Annotated in this window: 16 protein-coding genes; 6 read left to right on the forward strand and 10 right to left on the reverse strand. The window is 62.0% G+C overall.

Going from position 1 to position 20,104, the window contains the following annotated elements:
- Positions 1-11: 11 nt before the first annotated feature.
- From QWJ46_RS01780 to QWJ46_RS01790, 3 genes are read right to left on the reverse strand one after another with little or no spacing between them, the layout of a single operon-like run.
- On the reverse strand, positions 12-836 hold the full coding sequence (locus QWJ46_RS01780) for a transglutaminase family protein (protein WP_302748773.1): 825 nt from the start codon (positions 834-836) through the stop codon (positions 12-14).
- Between the two features lie 12 nt (positions 837-848).
- The gene (locus QWJ46_RS01785; RefSeq protein ID WP_302748774.1) at positions 849-1,790 is read right to left on the reverse strand and encodes an alpha-E domain-containing protein; all 942 of its coding nucleotides are present in this window, start codon (positions 1,788-1,790) and stop codon (positions 849-851) included.
- On the reverse strand, positions 1,790-3,199 hold the full coding sequence (locus QWJ46_RS01790; protein WP_041678724.1) for a circularly permuted type 2 ATP-grasp protein: 1,410 nt from the start codon (positions 3,197-3,199) through the stop codon (positions 1,790-1,792). Before QWJ46_RS01790 ends, QWJ46_RS01785 begins: the two co-directional genes overlap by 1 nt.
- Before the next feature lie 575 nt (positions 3,200-3,774).
- On the opposite strand from QWJ46_RS01790, the gene QWJ46_RS01795 reads away from it, so the two are divergent.
- Complete coding sequence (locus tag QWJ46_RS01795) at positions 3,775-4,674, forward strand: DMT family transporter (RefSeq protein ID WP_302748775.1); 900 nt, start codon at positions 3,775-3,777, stop codon at positions 4,672-4,674.
- Positions 4,675-4,807: 133 nt separating this feature from the next.
- Here the strand turns inward: QWJ46_RS01795 and QWJ46_RS01800 are convergent, their stop codons facing one another.
- The 3 genes from QWJ46_RS01800 to QWJ46_RS01810 form a co-directional block, all read right to left on the reverse strand.
- Positions 4,808-6,016: an MFS transporter gene (locus QWJ46_RS01800; protein WP_302748776.1), complete on the reverse strand. Its 1,209-nt coding sequence runs from the start codon at positions 6,014-6,016 to the stop codon at positions 4,808-4,810.
- Between the two features lie 58 nt (positions 6,017-6,074).
- On the reverse strand, positions 6,075-7,064 hold the full coding sequence (locus QWJ46_RS01805; protein WP_302748777.1) for an AraC family transcriptional regulator: 990 nt from the start codon (positions 7,062-7,064) through the stop codon (positions 6,075-6,077).
- A 78-nt stretch (positions 7,065-7,142) separates the two neighbouring features.
- The gene (locus QWJ46_RS01810) at positions 7,143-8,051 is read right to left on the reverse strand and encodes a LysR substrate-binding domain-containing protein (protein WP_302748778.1); all 909 of its coding nucleotides are present in this window, start codon (positions 8,049-8,051) and stop codon (positions 7,143-7,145) included.
- 168 nt (positions 8,052-8,219) lie between these two features.
- Here QWJ46_RS01810 and QWJ46_RS01815 point away from each other — a divergent pair, with 168 nt between their 5' ends.
- A complete protein-coding gene (locus QWJ46_RS01815) occupies positions 8,220-9,110 on the forward strand; it encodes an aldo/keto reductase (protein WP_302748901.1) in 891 nt (296 codons plus the stop codon).
- A 4-nt stretch (positions 9,111-9,114) separates the two neighbouring features.
- The gene (locus QWJ46_RS01820) at positions 9,115-9,882 is read left to right on the forward strand and encodes a glucose 1-dehydrogenase (protein WP_302748779.1); all 768 of its coding nucleotides are present in this window, start codon (positions 9,115-9,117) and stop codon (positions 9,880-9,882) included.
- Positions 9,883-10,007: 125 nt separating this feature from the next.
- On the opposite strand, the gene QWJ46_RS01825 is transcribed toward QWJ46_RS01820, so the two are convergent.
- From QWJ46_RS01825 to QWJ46_RS01835, 3 genes are all read right to left on the reverse strand, one after another.
- A complete protein-coding gene (locus tag QWJ46_RS01825; RefSeq protein ID WP_184454322.1) occupies positions 10,008-11,729 on the reverse strand; it encodes a DEAD/DEAH box helicase in 1,722 nt (573 codons plus the stop codon).
- A gap of 247 nt (positions 11,730-11,976) precedes the next feature.
- Positions 11,977-13,092 (reverse strand): DNA alkylation repair protein, encoded by a 1,116-nt coding sequence (locus QWJ46_RS01830; protein ID WP_302748780.1) that lies wholly within the window; start codon positions 13,090-13,092, stop codon positions 11,977-11,979.
- Positions 13,093-13,163: 71 nt separating this feature from the next.
- Positions 13,164-13,472, reverse strand: a complete 309-nt coding sequence (locus QWJ46_RS01835; protein ID WP_184453961.1) for a hypothetical protein — start codon at positions 13,470-13,472, stop codon at positions 13,164-13,166.
- A 338-nt stretch (positions 13,473-13,810) separates the two neighbouring features.
- On the opposite strand from QWJ46_RS01835, the gene QWJ46_RS01840 reads away from it, so the two are divergent.
- Complete coding sequence (locus QWJ46_RS01840) at positions 13,811-17,236, forward strand: response regulator (protein WP_302748781.1); 3,426 nt, start codon at positions 13,811-13,813, stop codon at positions 17,234-17,236.
- 26 nt (positions 17,237-17,262) lie between these two features.
- Here QWJ46_RS01840 and mnmD read toward each other — a convergent pair whose 3' ends face one another.
- Entirely contained in the window at positions 17,263-17,991 is a 729-nt protein-coding gene (mnmD, locus tag QWJ46_RS01845; RefSeq protein ID WP_302748782.1) for a tRNA (5-methylaminomethyl-2-thiouridine)(34)-methyltransferase MnmD, read from the reverse strand.
- On the opposite strand from mnmD, the gene QWJ46_RS01850 reads away from it, so the two are divergent.
- Positions 17,990-19,168 carry an FAD-binding oxidoreductase gene (locus QWJ46_RS01850; RefSeq protein ID WP_302748783.1) on the forward strand — a complete coding sequence of 393 codons (1,179 nt, stop codon included), beginning with the start codon at positions 17,990-17,992 and terminating at the stop codon, positions 19,166-19,168. The genes mnmD and QWJ46_RS01850 overlap by 2 nt on opposite strands.
- Positions 19,169-19,282: 114 nt before the next feature.
- Positions 19,283-19,990, forward strand: coding sequence for a DUF1045 domain-containing protein (locus QWJ46_RS01855; RefSeq protein ID WP_184453969.1), 708 nt, complete (start codon positions 19,283-19,285; stop codon positions 19,988-19,990).
- Positions 19,991-20,104: the final 114 nt, after the last annotated feature.

A 20,104-nucleotide genomic window follows, 5' to 3' on the forward strand; every position in this document is an offset into this window, starting at 1 on the left:
CCCGCCCTCGCTCAGCTCTGGCTCTGACTTTGCATCTGCCCGCCGTCCTCGACCTTCACGGTCACCGACAGCGTCTCACCCGGCGTGCCGATGCGCATGCCCGAGATCGGGGCAGCGTCGCGGTAGCAGAGGCCGGAGGCGATGCGGACATAGCGTTCATCCGGGCAGATTTCGTTGGCCGGGTCGAAGCCGACCCAGCCGAGGCCGGGAATATGGGCTTCGGCCCAGGCATGGGTCGCCGCCTGTTCGACCTTTTCTTCCATCATCAGATAGCCAGAGACATAACGCGCCGGCACCTGCAGGGCGCGGGCGGCGGCAACGAAGATGTGCGCGTGGTCCTGGCAGACGCCGCTTTTCTTCTCCAGCGCCTGTTCCGCCGTCGTCGCGGTGTCGCTGGTGCCGGGTCGGTAGTCGACGGTTTCGTGGATTGCCGCCATCAGCGCGTGCATACGGGCGAGCTCGTTGTCGCCGCTGACGCTTTTGACCAGTTCCTTGATCAGCTTGCCGCTTTTAGTCAGCGGCGTCTCGCGCAGGAAGAGCCAGAGCGGGCAGAAACCGGTATGCGGGCCGGTGACGCCGTTATTGTCCGCCGTCTCGATCTCGCCTTCGGCCAAGATCCGCGTCACGTGCTGCGCGCCTTCCAGCGAGACCAAGTTGACGTGGTTGCCATACTGGTCGTCATATTCCACCTCGGGCGTAGCGCCCTCGACGTTCAGCGACCAGGCGAGCACCTTCTGGGCGGCTGATGTCGGCGGTGTCAGTCTGAGGCGCTGCAGCGAGAACTGCGCCGGGTCGTCGTAGCGGTATTCGCTGAGGTGGCTGATCTTCAGTCTCATTTTCTGATCCGCTTAAACGTAGAACCGGTAGCCGTCGGAAATCTCGGCGCCGAGCTGGTTGTTGCGCGAGACGAAATCCTCGAGGAATTCATGCAGGCCCTGATCCATGATGTCGCGGATCGCTCTGGTCTGCAGCGTGGTGCGGATCGCATCGGCCGTATCGTGAGCGGGCAGCCGCGCCTCATAATCCTGGGCGAGATAGCCGAGATTGCTGACGATCTTTTCGTAGCAATAGGCCAGCGAGCGCGGCATCTGGACATTGAGGGTGAGGAAATCGGCAATGTTCATCGCCCGGTATTCGCCGTCATAGGCCCAGCTATAGGCGCGGTGCGCCGAGACCGAGCGCAGGATCGATTCCCACTGCACATTGTCGAGCGAGGAGCCGACCGCCGAGACCGAGGGCAGCAGCACGTAATATTTGACGTCGAGGATGCGGCTGGTATTGTCGGCCCGCTCGATGAAGGTGCCGATGCGGGCGAAATTGTAGAGCTCGTTGCGCAGCGTCGAGCCATGAAAGGCGCCGCGGATGAGGCCGGCACGGCGCTTGATGACGTCGATCACCTCAGGCAGGTCGGCCGCCTTGACGCGCTTTTCGAGCAGCGCCTTCAGCTCGATCCAGCATTCGTTGGTCGCTTCCCAGGTTTCGCGTGTCAGCGCGGTGCGCACCATGCGGGCATTGTTGCGGCCGAAATCGATGCAGGACATGACGCTCGACGGATTGGAACGATCGCGCAAGAGATAATCGACGGCGTCGGCATTGGTCAGTTTGGCGTGGCCTTCGTCATAGGCCTCGCGCACGCCGGCACTTTGCAGCACCCCGTCCCAGTTGTCGTCGCCGGCGCTGCTGCGGGTGAGCGACATGCGCAATCCGGCATCGACCAGGCGGGCGATATTTTCGGCGCGCTCGATGTAGCGGAACATCCAGTAGAGGCCGTTTGCAGTTCTTCCGAGCATCAGTCCTCCAATACCCAGGTGTCTTTGGTGCCGCCGCCCTGGCTGGAATTGACCACCAGCGAACCCTGTTTCAGGGCCACGCGGGTGAGACCGCCCGGAATGATCTGAACCTTGTCCGACACGAGCACATAGGGGCGAAGGTCGACATGGCGGGGCGCAATGCCCTTGTTGACGAGGATCGGCACGGTAGAGAGCGACAGCGTCGGCTGGGCGATGTAGTTGTTCGGCTTGGCTTTCAGCTTCTCGGCGAAATCGGCGCGCTCCTTCTTCGATGCCGTCGGTCCCACAAGCATGCCGTAGCCGCCGGAGCCGTGCACTTCCTTGACGACTAGCTCTTCCAGGTGCTCCAGCACGTATTTCAGGCTTGATGCTTCCGAGCAGCGCCAGGTCGGGACGTTTTCGAGCAGCGCCTTGCGGCCGGTATAGAATTCGACGATCTCCGGCATGTAGGAATAGATCGCCTTGTCGTCCGATATGCCGGTGCCCGGCGCATTGGCGATGGTGATGTTGCCGGAGCGGTAGACATCCATGATGCCGGGAATGCCGAGGGCGGAATCGGCCCGGAAAGTCAGCGGATCGAGGAAGTCGTCGTCGACGCGGCGGTAGAGCACGTCGATCGCCTCGTAGCCGCGGGTCGTGCGCATCTTCACCTTGCCGTCGATGACGCGCAGATCCGAACCCTCGACCAGTTCGACGCCCATCATGTCGGCGAGGAAGGAGTGTTCGTAATAGGCCGAATTATAGATGCCAGGCGTCAGCACCGCGACGCGCGGCTTGCCAGTGCAGCCGGGAGGCGCGAGCGAAGCGAGGCTCTGGCGCAAGAGGTAGGGGTAATCCTCGACGCGTTGCACCTTGTTCTCATGGAAGAGCTCCGGGAACATCTGCATCATGGTTTCCCGGTTTTCCAGCATGTAGCTGACACCGGAAGGCGTGCGGGCATTATCCTCCAGCACGTAGAACTGGTCTTCGCCTGTTCGCACGATGTCGGTGCCGACGATATGGGTGTAGACGCCGCCAGGCGGGCGGAAGCCGATCATCTCGGACAGGAAGGCGACGTTGTTTTCGATCAGTTCGCGCGGGATGCGGCCGGCGCGGATGATCTCCTGCTTATGATAGATATCGTCCAGAAAGGCGTTGAGCGCGATCACCCGCTGCTCGATGCCCTGGGCGAGCTTGCGCCATTCGCGGGCGGAGATGATGCGGGGAATGATGTCGAAGGGGATGAGCTTTTCGGAGCTGTCGGCATGGCCGTAAACGGCGAAGGTGATGCCGGTCTTCCGGAAGATATTTTCCGCGTCGCGGGACTTGGCAATCAGATGCGACCGGTCTTGGCTGTTGTACCACTCGAAATATTTTTCATAAGGCGGGCGGGGGCTCTCGTCCCCGGTAATCATTTCGTCAAATGCCAAAGGTGCGGCTCCCCTTTTTTGTTCATTTGAATACAACGCAAATTGCAATGCAAGAACCATGCGCAGTTCGAGGAAAAGATTTTGCGGTGCGGGAAACGGGGGAGATCGGGGCGTTTGGAGCGGCGCGGCGCGGGGCGGTGGAGGGTTGTTCTGCAGCGATTGCGCAAAATCTGGGCAGGTGATGGTTTTTCGGTCGGCGGGCGGGAGTCGGTTCTCGACCTCTCCACCCTCATTCCTGTGCTCGTCACAGGAATCCAGCCACCGCGCGTCGGCGCGGTGAATGACTTTACCGAGAAATGGAGTCTCCCGCGCCCATGGACTTGGGCGCACTGGATTCCTGTGACGAGCACAGGAATGAGGTAGAGTATGGCGGTGCGCCGGCGATTCCTCGCTACGGTAGCATGTTGTCGAGCTTCCAACAGGCTCGTTCGTTATGTTTGAAACTATCGTCTTCCTGACGGTCGGTTGTTCCAACCATCAGCCAAATTTCAAATAAGCATCAACGCTTCGCCTTTGACTGTGACCGCCGGCTGCGGATATCAGCGGGGCGAAACCTCCTCTTGCCGAGCAGCCTCATGTCCCTCGATCGCCTGGCCCCCGCTCTCTTCGTCCTGCTCTGGTCCACGGGCTGGGTGGTGGCGAAATATGCGGCGCTGCATTCCGAGCCCTTCACCTTTCTGTCGATACGCTATGCGCTGTCGGCGCTCGCCTTCCTGGCGCTTTGCCTGGTGGCGCGGGCGCAATGGCCGAAGAGCCGGGCGACGTGGCTCCGTGCCGTCTATTCGGGCTTTTTCCTGCATGGCTTCTATCTCGCCGGCCTCTGGTGGGCGATTGCCAATGGCGTGCCGGCCGGCATATCGGGCATCATCGCGGCGCTGCAGCCGCTGCTGACGGCGATGGCGGCGCCCTTTCTCGTCGGCGAGCGGTTGCAGAAGACCCAGCAGCTCGGCCTCGCTCTCGGCTTCATCGGTATTGCCATCGCGATTTCGCCAAAGCTCTTCGATCCAGCGACGGCCGATCTCAGCCATGCCGCCCTGCCGCTGGCGATCAACCTCATCGCCATGGGCTCCGTCACCTACGGCACGCTTTACCAGAAGAAACACCTGCAATCCGGTGACCTCAGGACAATCGCGACGCTGCAATATGTCGGCGCTCTCATCCTCACCCTGCCGCTGTCGCTGATTTTCGAGCACCAGCATTTCGACGGCACCGCGCAGGCCTATGGCGCGCTTCTCTGGTCGGTCTTCGGCCTGTCGATGGGCGGTGTCGGGCTGCTGCTTTACCTCATCCGCCGCGGGCAGGTCTCGCGCGCCGCCTCGCTGATCTACCTGATGCCGCCGGCCGTCGCGCTCGAAGCCTTCATCGCGTTCGGGGAGCGGCTGACGCTGCCGTTGATTCTGGGCACGGTGATCGTGGTGACGGGCGTATATATGACAAACCGCAAGGTCGTTCAGCAGGCGCAGGCGAGTGTATAGGCTGATGGCTGCGCCAAGGTCGAACAACCGGATGGCCTGAACCTCAACTGACCGAGGTCGCCGTCGATTGCCGACGACCTCATATCCAGAGCGCCGTAGAGCGTTACTCGGCCCATCAAGCAGGAAGCAACGATCAGTTGCGGGGCTGCAGCAGCGCCAAGGCAACCGTTGATGCAGCCAGGAGAGCGGTGAGAGTCAATGGTCCCACAGCGCCGTAGTGGTCGACGATATAGCCGCCAAAAACCGCGCCGATACTGATGGCCACCTGAAAAGAAACGACCATCAGGCTACCCGCCGCCTCGAGAGCGTCGGCGGCCGCGCGGGAAAGGTTGGTCGGCAGCACTACCGGCGCCATGCCGAAGGCAAAGCCCCACAGCGTGACGAGTGCGAACGCGACGGCGGTATAAGCGCCCCAAAGCACCAGAGCGAGTGCGGCAAACGCCATCAATAAAGCCGTAACAGCCAGCGCAATGCGGATGCTCGCGTCGGCCATCCGGCCACCGGCAACATTGCCGATCACGGACGCGATGCCAAATCCGAGCAGTGCCAGGGCGATCGATCTGGTTTCAAGGAGCGTCACTTGTTCGAGGAAGGGACGCACATAAACCGACCCGGCAAAATGCCCGGTCATCAGCAAAAGGATAGCAAGCATTCCCAGTTGAACACCGCGCCGTCGCGTCAGCCGGAAAACATCCGCGAGACTGTTGCTTGTGCTTGCAGGTAGCGTCGGCAGGCTGAGCAGCTGCAGCAGCATGGCAAGCGCGGCAAGCCCGGCTGTCATCGCCATGGCGCTGCGCCATCCCAGCCAATCGCTGATCAAAGCACCCATTGATGGGGCAGCGATCGTGGCGAGCGAAACGCCGAGGGTGACGATAGCCATGCCCCGACCTGTCGCATTGGCGCCGACCAGCCTCGCCACGACGGCCACTGAAAGCGCCCAAAAGCCGCTGAGCGCGATGCCCAAGCCGGCCCGGCCCAACAGCAACAGCCAAAAATCGGTCGCTAACGATGCAAGAATATTGGAGCCGACCGCCAACGCACTGAGACCGACCAGCACCGCCTTGCGGTTCAGCCTGCCGATGAGAACATTGCTCAAAAGGGCCGTCACGGCGCCGACGGAAGCGGTGGCGGTAACGACCTGTCCGGCCGTTCCCTCGGAAATGCCGAGATCGCGCGCCATTGGCGTCAACAGTCCCGCCGGCAGGAACTCAGCAGACACCAGTGCAAAGCTGGTGGCCGCCATCGAAACAACGGCAAACCAGGTCGCCCCGCTCCACGCGGATGGTTCAGCCGTCTCTACGCCAATTGCGGCTTCGTCGAACTGTGATGTCGTGTCCGTCATTGAAGAATCTCCTATGTTCGGACATTTCATAGACGAAGTTTTCAGGATGATATGTGTCTTAAAATCCGAAATCTATGTCCATTCGTCCGGAACTTGTGCGACGCACAATTCCCGGGGAGACATTTGTGACGCGCTTGAAGGCCCGCGCGAAAGACGCCTCGGACTCGTAGCCCAGCCGGGAAGCAACCTCGGCAACCGACATGCCGCCTTGGGCCAACAAATCGCGGGCAAGCTGCATACGCAGACGGGCGAGATAATGTGCCGCGCCTTCTCCCAAGATAGCGCTGAAGCGCTCGGCGAAGATCGAGCGCGACTGGCCGGCCACACCAGCGAGGCTTTCGAGAGTCCAGTTATGGCCCGGATCCCGGTGCATGGCCGCCAACACACGACCGATATGGGGATCGCGGATGGCGGCGAGCCAGCCGGTGGTCGAGCCTCCGCTGCAGTTGACCCAGCAGCGGATAAGCCGCGCAGCGAGCAAGTCCGCCATACGCGATAAGACCGTCGCGCTTCCCATCTGGGGCTGTGTCGCCTCCGCTGACATAGCGGCAAGCAGGGGCCCTACGATCGGGTCGTTACCGGCTACATCGCAACCCTTGATGATTGGCGGCATCAGGGCGATCAAGGGGTTAAGCGCATGAGCGCCCAAAGTCATGGAGCCGCAGAAAAGGGTGCTGGTGGCGCCCGTTCCTTCTCGCAAGACGTCGCAGACGTTGCTGCCCAATCTTGTAATCTGACAGCTTTTAAGCGAGTCGCCCTCAACGTCCGGCGCACTGGCCAATCGATGTGCGATGCCTTGCGGCAGCAGCACCAGATCGCCATCGTTCAACTCCTGCCATCCGTGGGTTTCGGTATGGATCCAGCACGGAGCCTGGCTGACGAAGTGAAAACGAAGCAGCTGTTGTTGCGGAAAGGCTATGCTCCATGGATGCCTGAGCTCGCAGCGGCCATAGTTGACTCCGCTCAAGCGAAAGTCCTGCAGGACTTCACTCAGGGCATCCATTGGGATAGTGGATGGCGATAACGGCCGGGACGAATGGTCAAGCATGGAGCCAATTTAGGTCGCAAGCGTCCGGCATTCAAGCGGCTGGCTTCGTGACCCAGTCCGGGTACTATAGCGGTCTGTTCAACCAGCCAGCGGCCGTATCTCTCGAATAAGGTCGATGAGCAGGCGCAACGCGGTTGGGACCTGTCGGCGGCTGGAATAGTATGCGTGAAACCCGCTGCCCATCGAAGCCCAATCGCTGAGCACGACCGTCAGCGCGCCCGTCTCGATGTGCGGGCGAAGGACCGGTTCCGCGCCATAAATGATGCCGACCCCACTCAGCCCCAAGCCTATCGAGGCATGACTTGCATCGACGGTCAGAGGTCCGAGTGTAGCGATCGCAACCGTGTTTTCGCCCTGCTCGAACTCCCATTGGTAGATCTGATCGTTTCCCAATCGGATTCGAACACAACGGTGATCCAGCAGATCGTACGGCGTAAGGGGCGTTCCATAGCGTTCGAGATAGTGGGGTGACGCGGCTGCCAGCCAGCGAATCTCTGGCGAAAGACGCTGGGCGATCATGTCCTCAGGCACCGTGCCGCCGTAACGGATGCCAGCATCGAAGCCGCCATCTATCACATCGACCAGGCGGTTGCTGACGCTGATGTCAACCTCGACCTCAGGATAACGTTCGACGAAAGCCGGCATCACCGGGTCGAGCACCAACGGCACCGCGTCTTCGAGGACATTAATTCTCACCCGGCCGGCCGGCGAATCGCGGAATCTGTTCAGGTTTTCCGCTGCTTCGCTCACGACCGCCAGCGGTCCTTCGATCGAGGCTTTGAGTTGTTCGCCGGCCGCCGTCAGGGTGACGCTACGCGTGCTCCTGTTCAACAATCGGACGCCGCGTCGCGCTTCGAGCGCCGTGATGGCGTGGCTCAAGGCGGAAGTCGTGACACGCATTTCCAGCGCAGCGCGCCGAAAGCTGCGATGTCTGGCGATTGCCAGGAAGTAGAGAAAGTCCGCTAGATCGGTCCGGTTCAGCTGCATGGCCCTGACTATCACATTGTTGAGCGATGTTCATCGGTTCATTGCATGCGCGGGCGCTTATTCAGATCGAACCGACACGCTAAATTTACTGCGTCTCGTTCGCTCCACAGGCGACCGATCGGATACGCTCGTGAAGGAGCCTGATCCCGAGGTGAAAAGGTGAGCACTATGATACTGGAAGAGACGTTTACGCTTGCCAACGGCGTGGCAATCCCAAAGCTGGGTCTCGGCACCTGGCGAATTCCTGATACCGAAACCATGCGCGTCGTGCGCGACGCTATCGAGCTCGGCTACAGCCATATCGATACCGCTCAAGCTTATGGGAACGAGCACGGCGTTGGTGAAGGTCTGCGCAAAAGCGGCGCTTCCCGCGACCAAATCTTCGTAACCACGAAACTCGCCGCTGAGTGCAAGCGCTACGGCGATGCCAAGGAGCGTATCGACGGATCGCTGCAGGAGCTCGGACTGGACCACATCGATCTGATGCTGATCCACAGTCCGCAGCCGTGGGCGGAATTCCGGGAGGGTGAGCATTTCTTCGAAGGCAATCTCGAAGCATGGCGGGCGCTCGAAGAGGCCTATCGTGAGGGCAAGCTCCGCGCGATCGGCGTCTCCAATTTCGAGCGAGCGGATTTGGACAATCTGTTCGACAATGGTGCCGTCGCGCCGATGGTCAACCAGGTCCTCGCCCATGTCGGCAACACGCCGTTCGATCTGATCGAATATTCGCAATCCAAGGGCATGCTGGTCGAAGCGTACTCGCCGGTGGCGCACGGCGCGGTGCTCAACAATTCCGACCTGGGTGCGCTGGCTGGGAAATATGGCGTCAGTATTGCGCAGCTCTGCATCCGCTACTGCCTCCAGCTTGGTCTGCTTCCCCTGCCGAAGACAGTCACCGCCGCACACATGCGCGACAATGCTGCGGTCGATTTCATGATTTCCGATGAGGACATGAAGACGCTTAAGGGCACCAGGAACAACTTTGATTATGGCGCAGCCAACGCCTTTCCGGTGTTCGGCAAGAAGCGGCAGGTCGCCGACGCGAACAGGGAGAGCTGAAACGATGAATCCGGTCTACGACTTCAAAGGTCAGGTGGCACTCGTGACGGGTGCGGCCAAGGGCATGGGGCTCGCCGCTGCACGCGCCTTTGCCGAGAATGGCGCATCGGTGGTGCTGGCCGATCTCGATGGCGACCTCGCCGATCGCGAAGCGCGGCGAATCGTGATTGAGGGCGGCATCGCGATCGGCATGGCTTGCGATGTCGCCGATGAGACGCAGGTCGCAGCGACGGTCGACCGCGCGGCCACCGAATATGGCCGCCTCGATATGGCCTTCAATAACGCCGGCATCCAAGTGCCGCCGTCCGATGCCGCCGATGAGCCGCTCGACAGCTTCGAGCGGGTCACCACCGTCAATCAACGGGGGGTGTGGGCGTGCATGAAGCACGAATTGCGCGTTATGCGCCGGCAAGGCTCCGGGGCGATCGTCAACTGCTCTTCGCTCGGCGGCCTGGTCGGCCTGCCCGGACGCGCCGCCTATCACGGGACCAAGCATGCGGTGATCGGAATGACCCGAAGTGCCGGCGTCGAATACGCGCCACGCGGAATCCGTATCAATGCAGTCTGCCCTGGCGTTATCGATACACCGATGGTGCAGGAGATGCTGGACGGGCAGTCCGATGCGATGGATGAAATCATGAAACAGCAGCCGATCGGCCGGCTCGGACGTGCCGAAGAGGTCGCCGCTGCTGTGCTCTGGCTATGCAGCCCAGCGGCGTGCTTCATCATCGGCGTCGCGCTGCCCGTCGACGGCGGCTTTACAGCGCATTGATTCACTGCCGTTGCGGTATTGCCATCACCACAATGAGAAAAAGGCCGGACATCCCACCAGATGCTCCGGCCTCCCAATATTCAAGACCGAAGATTCGGCCTTTTCTCCTTTAAATCAATCGGCGCTCAGGCGCGTTCGCGGCGCTGGCCGCCGCCATTGCGCGAGCCCGAGCCGCCGCGGCGGTTGCCGCCGTTGCCGTCGCGGCGCTGTTCGCCGCCCTGAGCCTGATGCGGTCCGCGGTCTTCGCCGTGCTTGCGGGCCGGGCGGCCGTGAGCGTGGCGGCCGTTGCCGCGGTGATGGCCGCTCGGTTCGCCATTGGCATGATGGCCATTGGGGCCGTTATGCGCAGGGCGCTGCGGCTTTGCCGGGCGGAAATCGGAGGTCGATGCCAGATCGTTGTCGGGGCCGAAATCCGGGGCCGCTTCGCCGCGGCGCTGACCGCGGAAGTCCTCGTTGCGGCTTGGGCGCTCGGGACGCGGACGGCGCTCACGGCGTTCCTCGCCGCCGGCGCGGATTTCGCTACCTTCGCCGTCGCGGCGCGGGCGGCGTTCCTGGCGGCTGCCGCGATGTTCCGAACGGTTGGCATCGCCACGGCCTTGGCCGCCGCCGCGATTGCGGTTGTTGCCATTGCCGTTGCCGCGGCGCGGGCCGCCGGCGCTGATATGTGCCGGCGGTTCGCCGCTTGCGACCGTGATGTCGATGCCCATCAGGCGCTCGATATCGCGCAGCAGCTTGGCTTCGTCGGGAGCGCAGAAGGCGATGGCGATGCCGTCGCGGCCGGCGCGCGCCGTGCGGCCGATGCGATGGACATAGGCGTCCGGCACCTCGGGCAGGTCGTAGTTGTAGACGTGGCTGACGGCCGGGATGTCGATGCCGCGGGCGGCGACGTCGGTGGCGATCAGCGTCTTGATGCTGCCGTCGCGGAAGGCCTTCAGCGCCCGCTCGCGCTGACCCTGGCTCTTGTTGCCGTGGATCGAGGCGACGGAATAGCCGATATTATCGAGGTGCTTCATCAGCTTCTCCGCACCATGCTTGGTGCGCAGGAAGACGATGGCGCGGCCATCCGGGTTTTCGGTCAGCGACTTGCGGAGCAGCTCGGTCTTGTCGTTCTTGCCGCCGACGAAATGAACATACTGCTCGACCTTGTCGGCAGCCTTGCCGGGAGGTGTGACTTCGACCTTGACGGGATCGACCAGATATTCGCCGGCGAGATCGGCGATCGCCTTCGGCATGGTGGCCGAAAACAGCATGGTCTGGCGCTTCTTCGGAACGAGCTTGGCGATCTTGCGCAGGTCGTGCACGAAGCCGAGGTCGAGCATCTGATCGGCTTCGTCGAGCACGAGATAACGCACCGTCGTCAGCGTGATGGCGCGGCGGTTGACGAGGTCGAGCAGGCGGCCGGGCGTGGCGACCAGGATGTCGGTGCCCTTTTCGAGCTGCAGCTGCTGCTTATTGATCGACACACCGCCGACGACGACGTTGATGCGCAGCGGCGACTTGCGGATGAACTTCTTGAGGTTCTCGGCGATCTGGTTCACCAGCTCGCGAGTCGGCGCCAGGATCAGCGTCCGCGTCGTGCGGTTGTCGGGGCGGCGCTCGTCGGCGAGCAGCTTTTCGATGAGCGGCAGGCCGAAGGCGGCGGTCTTGCCGGTGCCGGTCTGGGCAAGGCCGATCAGATCGCGGCCTGATATGAGGAGAGGAATGGACTGTTCCTGGATCGGCGTCGGCGTTTCGATACCGAGCTGGAACAAGGTGGCGACGATCGGCTTGGAGACACCAAGCGATTCAAAATTAGTCAAGGTATAACCTTTCGGGGCGCCACAACGACTAGCGCCGGAACGCACCATGCGATCCGGTTTCATTCTGGCGTCAAGAACCCCGCGTGAAGTGGGAACTTGCAAGTTGGAAAAAGCTTTCCAGCGCTTCTGGCCGCTCATTGGGAGTGCGGCGCTCTATCGAAATGCGCTTTTGTCCCTTCTTCCTGCGTTTCGTATTTTCTAGCAGGGGCACGCTCACGCGGCGGCCGGAAGGGTGAAAGCTGAGCCGCATTTGGGCTAGTTCGCGTGGAATGTCAAGTGCGATGCACAAAAAGCCTTAACCAGCATCCATTGACGGCATTCTGAGGACGAAGCTTTCCGATGCACTTTCCGCGCCGTTGACGAGGATGGCGATGCGGTGTTCGCCGGGATAATAGCGCCGGGTCGTGATCGGCCGCATGGCGTGGCGGCGCTCGATGGCCTGGCTCTGCCCGGGAGCCAGCGTGATCGTCTTGCATTTGAAGACCTTGGGCGAGAGCGAGCCGGCGGCCTTCACATGGTGGATGGCGTCATCGATCATCAGCGCGTGCTCAACCTCGCCGGCATTGGTCAGGCGGATTTCGAAATCCAGCCCTTCGCCGAACATCACCTCGCCGTTCAGAAGGCGCAGCTCGCATCTAAGTGCCGCCGCGGCGTCGAAACCGAAATTGGCGAGTGCCTTCGCATGGCCTTTCTTCAGGAGCGTGCGAGAGGCGTGCTTCAGCAGCCGGCGACGCTCGGAAGAGACGCCGTCGATATGACCGGCTATGAAGGCGGCGACCATATCCGGATGATCCTTAGCGATATCGTTGAGGCTGTTGGCGACGGAGCGGCGCACATAATCCTCCGGATCGTCCATCAGCGCGGTCAGGATGGGCAGGATCGGCGCGGGATCCTTGACGAGCTGCGGCAGGCGCATGGCCCAGGGCAGGCGCGGCCGCGTTCCCTCGCTCGCCAGCCGACGCACATGCTGGTCTGGATCATTGACCCAGCCGGAAATGACCGCGAGCGCGCGTGGCTGGTCGCGATGCATGAAGGGACGAATACCGAATTCGGCGGTGAAATGCGGCGTCAGCGCCTTGAGGAGATCAAGACCGAGATCGAAATGATCAAGGCCGCGTGCGGCGATGAACTGGTTGACCGGCAGCAGCATCCAACCGGACAGTCCAGGGCTGCCTGATGCAGGCAGGCTCGCCTTCAGGATGGCGGCCGCTTCGGGGAAATCGCCTGGAAGGGTGGCGAACAGCGCGTCGCGGATCAGCGCCGAGCGCTCCATCAGCTCCAGCGTCGCGAGGCCATCGGTCGCGAGCGCCACGAAATGGTTCCGGTCGAATGAAGGCGCATTGGCGGCGATGCAATCGGCCATATCGCCGGCCAGCGCCTCGTGCAGCAGGTTCTTGAGCGGTTCCGGCATTTCTCCTCCCTGAGTGGAGGAGGATTGGACCGGCGCCGCCGGGAGGTCAAGCGGCGCCGGATGCGGTCTTGCTATTCAGGGCAGACTTTGACGCGGTAGGGCTCGCCCCAGCGGTCGTAACGCCATTCGAGATGGCAATAGTGCGGCCGGTAATAGGTCCGGTAGACGGGGTAGGGGCGATAGACAGGGTAGGCCGGATAGACCGGGTAGGCGGGGCGGGCGGCCTCCGACAGCAGGGCGCCGCCGACGACGCCCGCCGCAAGGCCGCCCCAGAAGGCATCGCGCGGACGGGCATCGGCGGTGGTGGCAGTGGCGAGCGAGGCGCCGGCAAAGGTCAGCGCGATCAGGCCCGTCGCCATGGTCTTATGAAGAACGGACATGGTATTTTCCTTGATTTAGACTGGCTTCTATAAAGCCATGGCCAGACTCCGCCCGGATCGCGGCGGAGCGATGGCCGCACAAGGGCGGCAGGCATTAAATTTTGGTCATGATTTCAACGGATCACAAGGCAGCAAGGCACTGATCGCGCGTTGTGGGGCCGCCGCCGATGGCGACATCTAGCCTCCTGCGAGACCGCATTGCCAAACGAAGATATTTCAGCTCATCAATCTGGCTTGCAAATTTCGTCTGCTGAAATTTATGGTTAAAACCTTGTTAAAAGCCTTGGCGTTATAGTCTTTCTCGTTGATATTCCATTCATTGCGGGAGCGACGATTTCTTGAAATCAGCCGGGGACATTCTGGAATTGGCTTGCCGCCGGATCGCCGATCTGGACACCCCGGCCTATGTCAAGAACAGCGAATTGCGCTATGTCGCCGTCAACCAGGCCTATGCCGATTTCCTGGGCCGTGAGATTTCCGATTTCATCGGCAGGCGCAGCCGCGAACTCTTCGATCGCCCCGAGGAAGAGGACCGCGAGGACAAGGAGCGCCGCGCGCTGGTGTTCGGCACCGAGGAAAACGCCATCTGTTTCGATGCCGCGGGCCTTGGCCACGAGCGCATCCAGATCGAAAGCTTCTCGCCGTCGCCGGAGCGAATCTATGTGCTCGGCATCTTCGAAGCCCGCGAACGCCGTGCCGTTGCTCTTGGGGGGATTGCCGGCAACCCCGAGATTGCCGGTAGCTCTGGGACTGTAAACGATTCCGGAACTGCCGCCGACCTCGCTGAGGTGCGGGTGGCGCTGGAGAATCTCGATCATCCGATCGGCATCTTTGCGCCAGACGGACGTCCGCTGGTCGTCAACGCAGCTTATCGCGACGGTGCGAAGCCTGCGGCCACCGGCGAATCGGCCTGGGGGGAGAGCGTGAACGAACTCGACGTTCTGCGTACCGTCCTGGAGGACCTGCCGGTGGCGGTTTTCGTCCGCGACGACGAGCACCGCCTGGTCTATGCCAACAAATATTATGAGACCTTCAGCGGCCGCGCCCGCTCCGAGTATCTGGGAATGACCGAACACGAAATGTTCGGGCCGGAAGGTGCTGAGGCGATCTACCAGGAAAACCTGCTGGCGCTCAGGGACGGCATTTCGGTGGAGCTCGAGAGCGAGATGCCGAGCAGCAGCGGCCATGTCTATCCCGTTATCTCGCGCGTCAACCGCGTCGTGACAGCGGATGGGCGAACCTATGTCGTCGGCTCCTTTTCCGACATCTCACCGCTCAAGGAACGCGAAAAGGCGCTGATTGAATCGCGCAAGCAGCAAGAAATACTGCATCGGGACATCGAGAGCATTCTGCGTTCGCTGCCGATCGGCGTGCTGATCCTCGATAACGACCACCAGATTCTCTACATCAACGACGAATTCTACAGCATCTGGGAACTGCCGTTCGACGATCGCTTCGACGGCCGCCCGTTCATCGACGTCATCCGCCGCAATGACGAACTCGGCCGCTACGACGGGACGCAGACGCCGGAAGAGATCTACGCCTTCCGCAAACATCTGTTCGAAGCCGAAGAGCCCGAGCCGATCGAGCTTGGCTGGGCGGGTGGCAAATCCGTGATCTTCGACAGCCGCCGCATCTCCAACGATCGTATCCTGCTGACCTATGCCGATATTTCGGCGGTGCGCGAGCGGGAAAAGGAAATCCACGAGACGCGCGCAGCCCTCGAGCGGCTCGGCGAAATGATGCGCGACGCGACGCACGCCATGTCGCAGGGTCTTGCCATCGTCCAGGACGGCATCATCAAGATGTCCAATGACGCAATGGCCGATATCCTGCAGATCCCGCCGCACTATATCGAGGCGGGCCAGGGCTGGCTCGGCATGTTCGAATTCTGCGCGGCGCGCGGCGATTTCCACGATGCGGCGGATGAGATCCTGCAGGAGTGGCGGGCGAATATCGCGGCCAGGCAGCCGATTTCCACCGTCTTCCATGTCGGCGGCGAGCGCTGGGTGAACATGGATGCGACCGTCAGCCGGGGACAGCATTGGGTGGCGCTGTTCACCGATGTCACCGAGCTCAAGAGCCGCGAGGAGGAACTGCGCCAGCTCCTCTCGCGCGCCGAAGCCGCCGACCGCGCCAAGTCCGAATTCCTCGCCAATATGAGCCACGAAATCCGCACGCCGATGAATGGTGTGCTCGGCATGGCGGAACTGCTGGCCAAGACCAATCTCGACACGCGCCAGAAGACCTTCATCGACATCATCGTCAAGTCAGGCAATGCGCTGCTGACTATTATCAACGACATCCTCGACTTCTCGAAGATCGATGCCGGGCAGATGAAACTGCGCAAAGCCGCCTTCGATATCACCGAAGCGGTGGAGGATGTGGCGACACTCCTCTCCTCGCATGCCGCCGAGAAGAATATCGAGCTCCTGGTGCGGGCAGCACCGGACCTGCCGGCCGCGGTGATCGGTGACGCCGGGCGTTTCCGCCAGATCGTCACCAATCTCGTCGGCAACGCCGTCAAGTTCACCGAGCGCGGCCATGTCTTCGTCGATGTCGGCTTCGAGACGATCGCTGGCGGGGAGATCATGGCGACCATCCGCATCGAGGATACCGGTATTGGCATTCCCCGAGAAAAGCTCGAATCGGTCTTCGACAAGTTTTCGCAGGTCGACACCTCGTCGACCCGCCGGCATGAGGGAACGGGGCTCGGCCTTGCAATCACTGCCGGCCTCGTCAATCTCTTCGGCGGCTATATCAATGTCGAGAGCGAATGGGGCAAGGGCTCGGTCTTCACCCTCAACCTGCCTTTTGCGGTGGCGGCCGCTCACCTTGAACAGAAGCCGCTGCCGATCAATGTGCAGGGCGCGCGCATCCTCGTCGTCGACGACAATGAAGTGAACCGGCGCATCCTGACTGAACAGCTCTCGCTCTGGGGCTTCGACGGAGTGGCTGCCGAGGGTGGCGGCACCGGTCTGGCGATCCTCGAGGCAGCGGCCGATCTCGGTGTCACCGTCGATGCCGTCGTACTCGATTATCACATGCCCGACATGAACGGCGCCGACGTCGCGCGCCGGCTGCGCGCCGATCCCCGTTTCGTCGAGCTGCCGATCATCTTCCTCACATCGATGGATATTTCGGGCACGGAAAAGGAATTCGCGGCGCTGAACGGCCATGCGCATCTGATGAAGCCGGCACGCGCCAACGTGCTGCGCAACACTGTTGTCGAGGTCGTCCGCGCCCGCCGCGTCAAACAGGCCTCTGAAGCCGAGATCGCCCGGCTGCGGGCGGAAGCGGCCGCGCCGGCGCCTGCGCTTGCAACTGCAACTGTGCCCGAGCCGCAAAAGCGGGCGGCCGAATTCGTCGACGTGCTGGTTGCCGAAGACAACGAGGTCAACCAGATCGTCTTTACCCAGATCCTGCAGTCGACGGGCCTCTCCTTCCTGGTCGTCAACAACGGGCAGGAGGCGGTCGCCGCCTGGGAAAGCCACACGCCGCGCATCATCATGATGGACGTCTCGATGCCCGTCATGAACGGCCATGAGGCGACCCGGACGATCCGCGAGAGGGAAAAGGGGCAGGGTCACCGGGTGCCGATCATCGGCGTCACCGCCCATGCGCTCGAAAGCGACCGCGAAGCCTGCCTCGACGCCGGCATGGACGATTACATGTCGAAGCCGATCAGCCCGGAACTTCTGGAGGAGAAGATCCGGCAATGGCTCGGCAAGGATGAGCTGCAGCCGGAGCGCACCGGCTACTGATCGCCATCAAATGGCAGTCGCAGGATTTACCTGGCGGGCACCTTGGTGCCGCAGAGCATCTCGCGTTTGCCGGCGAAGCCCGTGCGGCGTTCGACGGCAAAGCCGGCGGCGATGAGGTTGCGGCGCACGAAGCCGGCCGCGGCGTAAGTTGCGAAGGTGCCGCCGGCCACGGTCTTTTCGTTAACCTCACGCATCAGCTCTTCCGACCACATGTCGCCGTTGCGCGAGGGCGCGAAACCGTCGAGATACCAGGCGTCGTAGCCAGGTTTTGCCGCGGCGACGCCGTCGAGTGCCGCGCCGCAGACGACGCTGAGCCGCGTCTGGGCATCGAGATCGAGCGAGACGGTTCCGGCAGGTGTTTGCGGCCAGGCCGCCGTCAGCGCCTCACGTTCCGCATCGATTTCCGGCCAATGCGAGAGCGCCCGGCCGATCTCTTCGCCGCGCATCGGGTGGAGTTCGAAGGAGATGAAATGCAGGTGCTGGCCGTGTTCACGGTGAAGCTTCCATTGCCGCCAGGTCTCGCCGAAGTTCAGGCCGGTGCCGAAGCCGAGTTCGCCGATCACGAATTCCTGCCGCCCGTTCCAACGCTCCGGCAAGCCGTTGCCGGCGAGAAAGACATGGCCGCATTCCAGCCGGCCATCGGTTTGGCAATAAAAATGATCGCCAAAGGCGGTGGAATAGGGCATATCGCCGTCGCGCCATTCGAGCGGCTGCGGCGCGCCCGCGCCAATCTGATCGGGGTTCACGTCTCTCATGGAAAAAGCCGATAGTCCTGCACCGGCGTCCGGTCAATCTTCTTGCGACTTGCTGATCGTCGGCGGCGGCATCATGGGTCTCTGGGCGGCCGTTCATGCCGAACGCTGCGGCATCAGCACCATCCTTGCCGACGCCGGCAGCTTGGGCGGAGGCGCGAGCGGCGGACTGCTCGGCGCGCTGATGCCGCATATGCCGGACCGGTGGTCGGAGAAAAAGCAATTCCAGTTTGATGCGCTGGTCTCGCTCGAAACCGAAATCACCGCGCTGGAAGCCGAAACCGGACTTTCGGCCGGCTACAACAGGTCCGGACGGCTGATCCCGTTGCCGAAACCGCATCTCAACCGCATCGCCCGCGGCCATTCCGAAGATGCCGAGCGCCACTGGCGGGCCGGCGAGCGCCGCTTCCACTGGCATGTGCTCGGCAGGCCAGACGTCGAGGGCTGGGTAGAGGCCTCTGCCGGCGAGAGCGGTTTCGTGCATGATACGCTCGCCGCCCGCGTCGCCCCCCGCTCGTTGATCTCAGCGTTGGTCGCCTTCCTGCGGCGGGCAAGACAGGTGCGCGTCATGGAAAATGCCGCTGTCGCCGATCTCAATCCCGATCGCGGGACGGCCGAGATCGGCGGCGAAACCATCACGTTCGGCCGCTGCATCCTGGCCGCCGGCCATCAGTCCTTTTCTGTGCTACAAGGGCTGACGCCGGACTTGAAGCAGCCGCTCGGCCAGCCGGTGAAAGGGCAGGCGGCGTTGTTGAAAGCCGATGTCGACCCGGCGTTGCCGACGATCTTCCTCGATGGACTCTATGTCGTCGCGCATGAGGGTGGGTATGCGGCGGTCGGCAGCACCAGCGAGAACCGTTTCGACGATCCGCATTCGACCGATGCCCAGCTCGACGCGTTGATCGAGGCGGCGCGGGCGATCGTGCCGGCGCTCCGCAATGCCCCTGTCATCGAGCGCTGGGCGGGGCTTCGCCCGAAAGCCATCGACCGCGATCCAATGATCGGCCGCCATCCCATCCATCCCCGACTGATCGCACTGACCGGCGGTTTCAAGGTCAGTTTCGGGCTGGCTCATCGGCTGGCGGAGGCTGCGGTTTGTATCGCAGGCGATACAGATTGCGAAATTCCGCTGCCGGAAAGCTTCGCGATTTCAAGCCATATCGCGGTCGCTTCACGTTAAACGTGAATTAGATATAGCTGCGTTTCGTTATTCTGTCATGCAAATCACCTATCTGCTTGCGCATCGGCAGCACCGGATTTTACCGGTGCTCACTTCCTTGATGGAGGAAATTGCATGCGCTATGCCATTTGCTTCACGCCTCCGGCGAGCGATCCCCTGTCGCTCATGGCCGCCAATTGGCTTGGCCGAAACGTGTTTTCGGGCGATATGGTGGAGCCTCCGGCGGTCCGCGGCCTCGGCATCCATGAGATCGCCTTTTATACCGCCGTACCGCGGCGCTATGGTTTTCACGGTGTTTTGAAGGCGCCTTTTCACCTGTCCGCCGACGCATCCGAGTCGCAACTCCTGCGCGATCTCATGCGGTTTGCCGGGACATACGCTCCTTTCCAGATTCCCCGTCTCGAGATCGCCCGGCTCGGCAATTTCTACAGCCTGATGCCGAGCGCCCCCTGTGAGCAGATCCAGTATCTGGCTTCGGCGATCGTTCAGGAGTTCGATCGTTTCCGGGCGCCGCTGAGTGAAGCCGATATCGAGCGCAGCGATCCCGATGGGTTGTCGGCGGCGCAATTCGCCAATCTGCATCGTTGGGGCAATCCTTACGTGATGGAGGAGTTCCGCTTCCATATGCCGGTGACGGGCCCCATCAACGCGATCGACATGCCCCGCATCGAGCCAGTGCTGGGAACGATCTTCGAGCCCGTCCTGAGGGAGCCGGTGATGGTTTCGAATGTGGCTTTGATGATCGAGGAGGGCACTGGCGGCCCCTTTCGCGTTCACTCGCTCCACCCGATGGGCAAGGTCAGCGCGCGCAGGATCGCCTGAGCAGATGTCGATCTAAGTGGTTGTGTCGAAAAGAGAAATTCTGCTGTGCAGTTTCCGTCTCGACATTCCGGCTGCGGATGATACCGTTCCTTCGTCTTTTCAGAAGGTGATTTG

Origin of the sequence: Rhizobium sp. CBN3, assembly GCF_030518245.1 — a bacterium.
Taxonomy (GTDB): Bacteria; Pseudomonadota; Alphaproteobacteria; order Rhizobiales; family Rhizobiaceae; genus Rhizobium; species Rhizobium aethiopicum_A.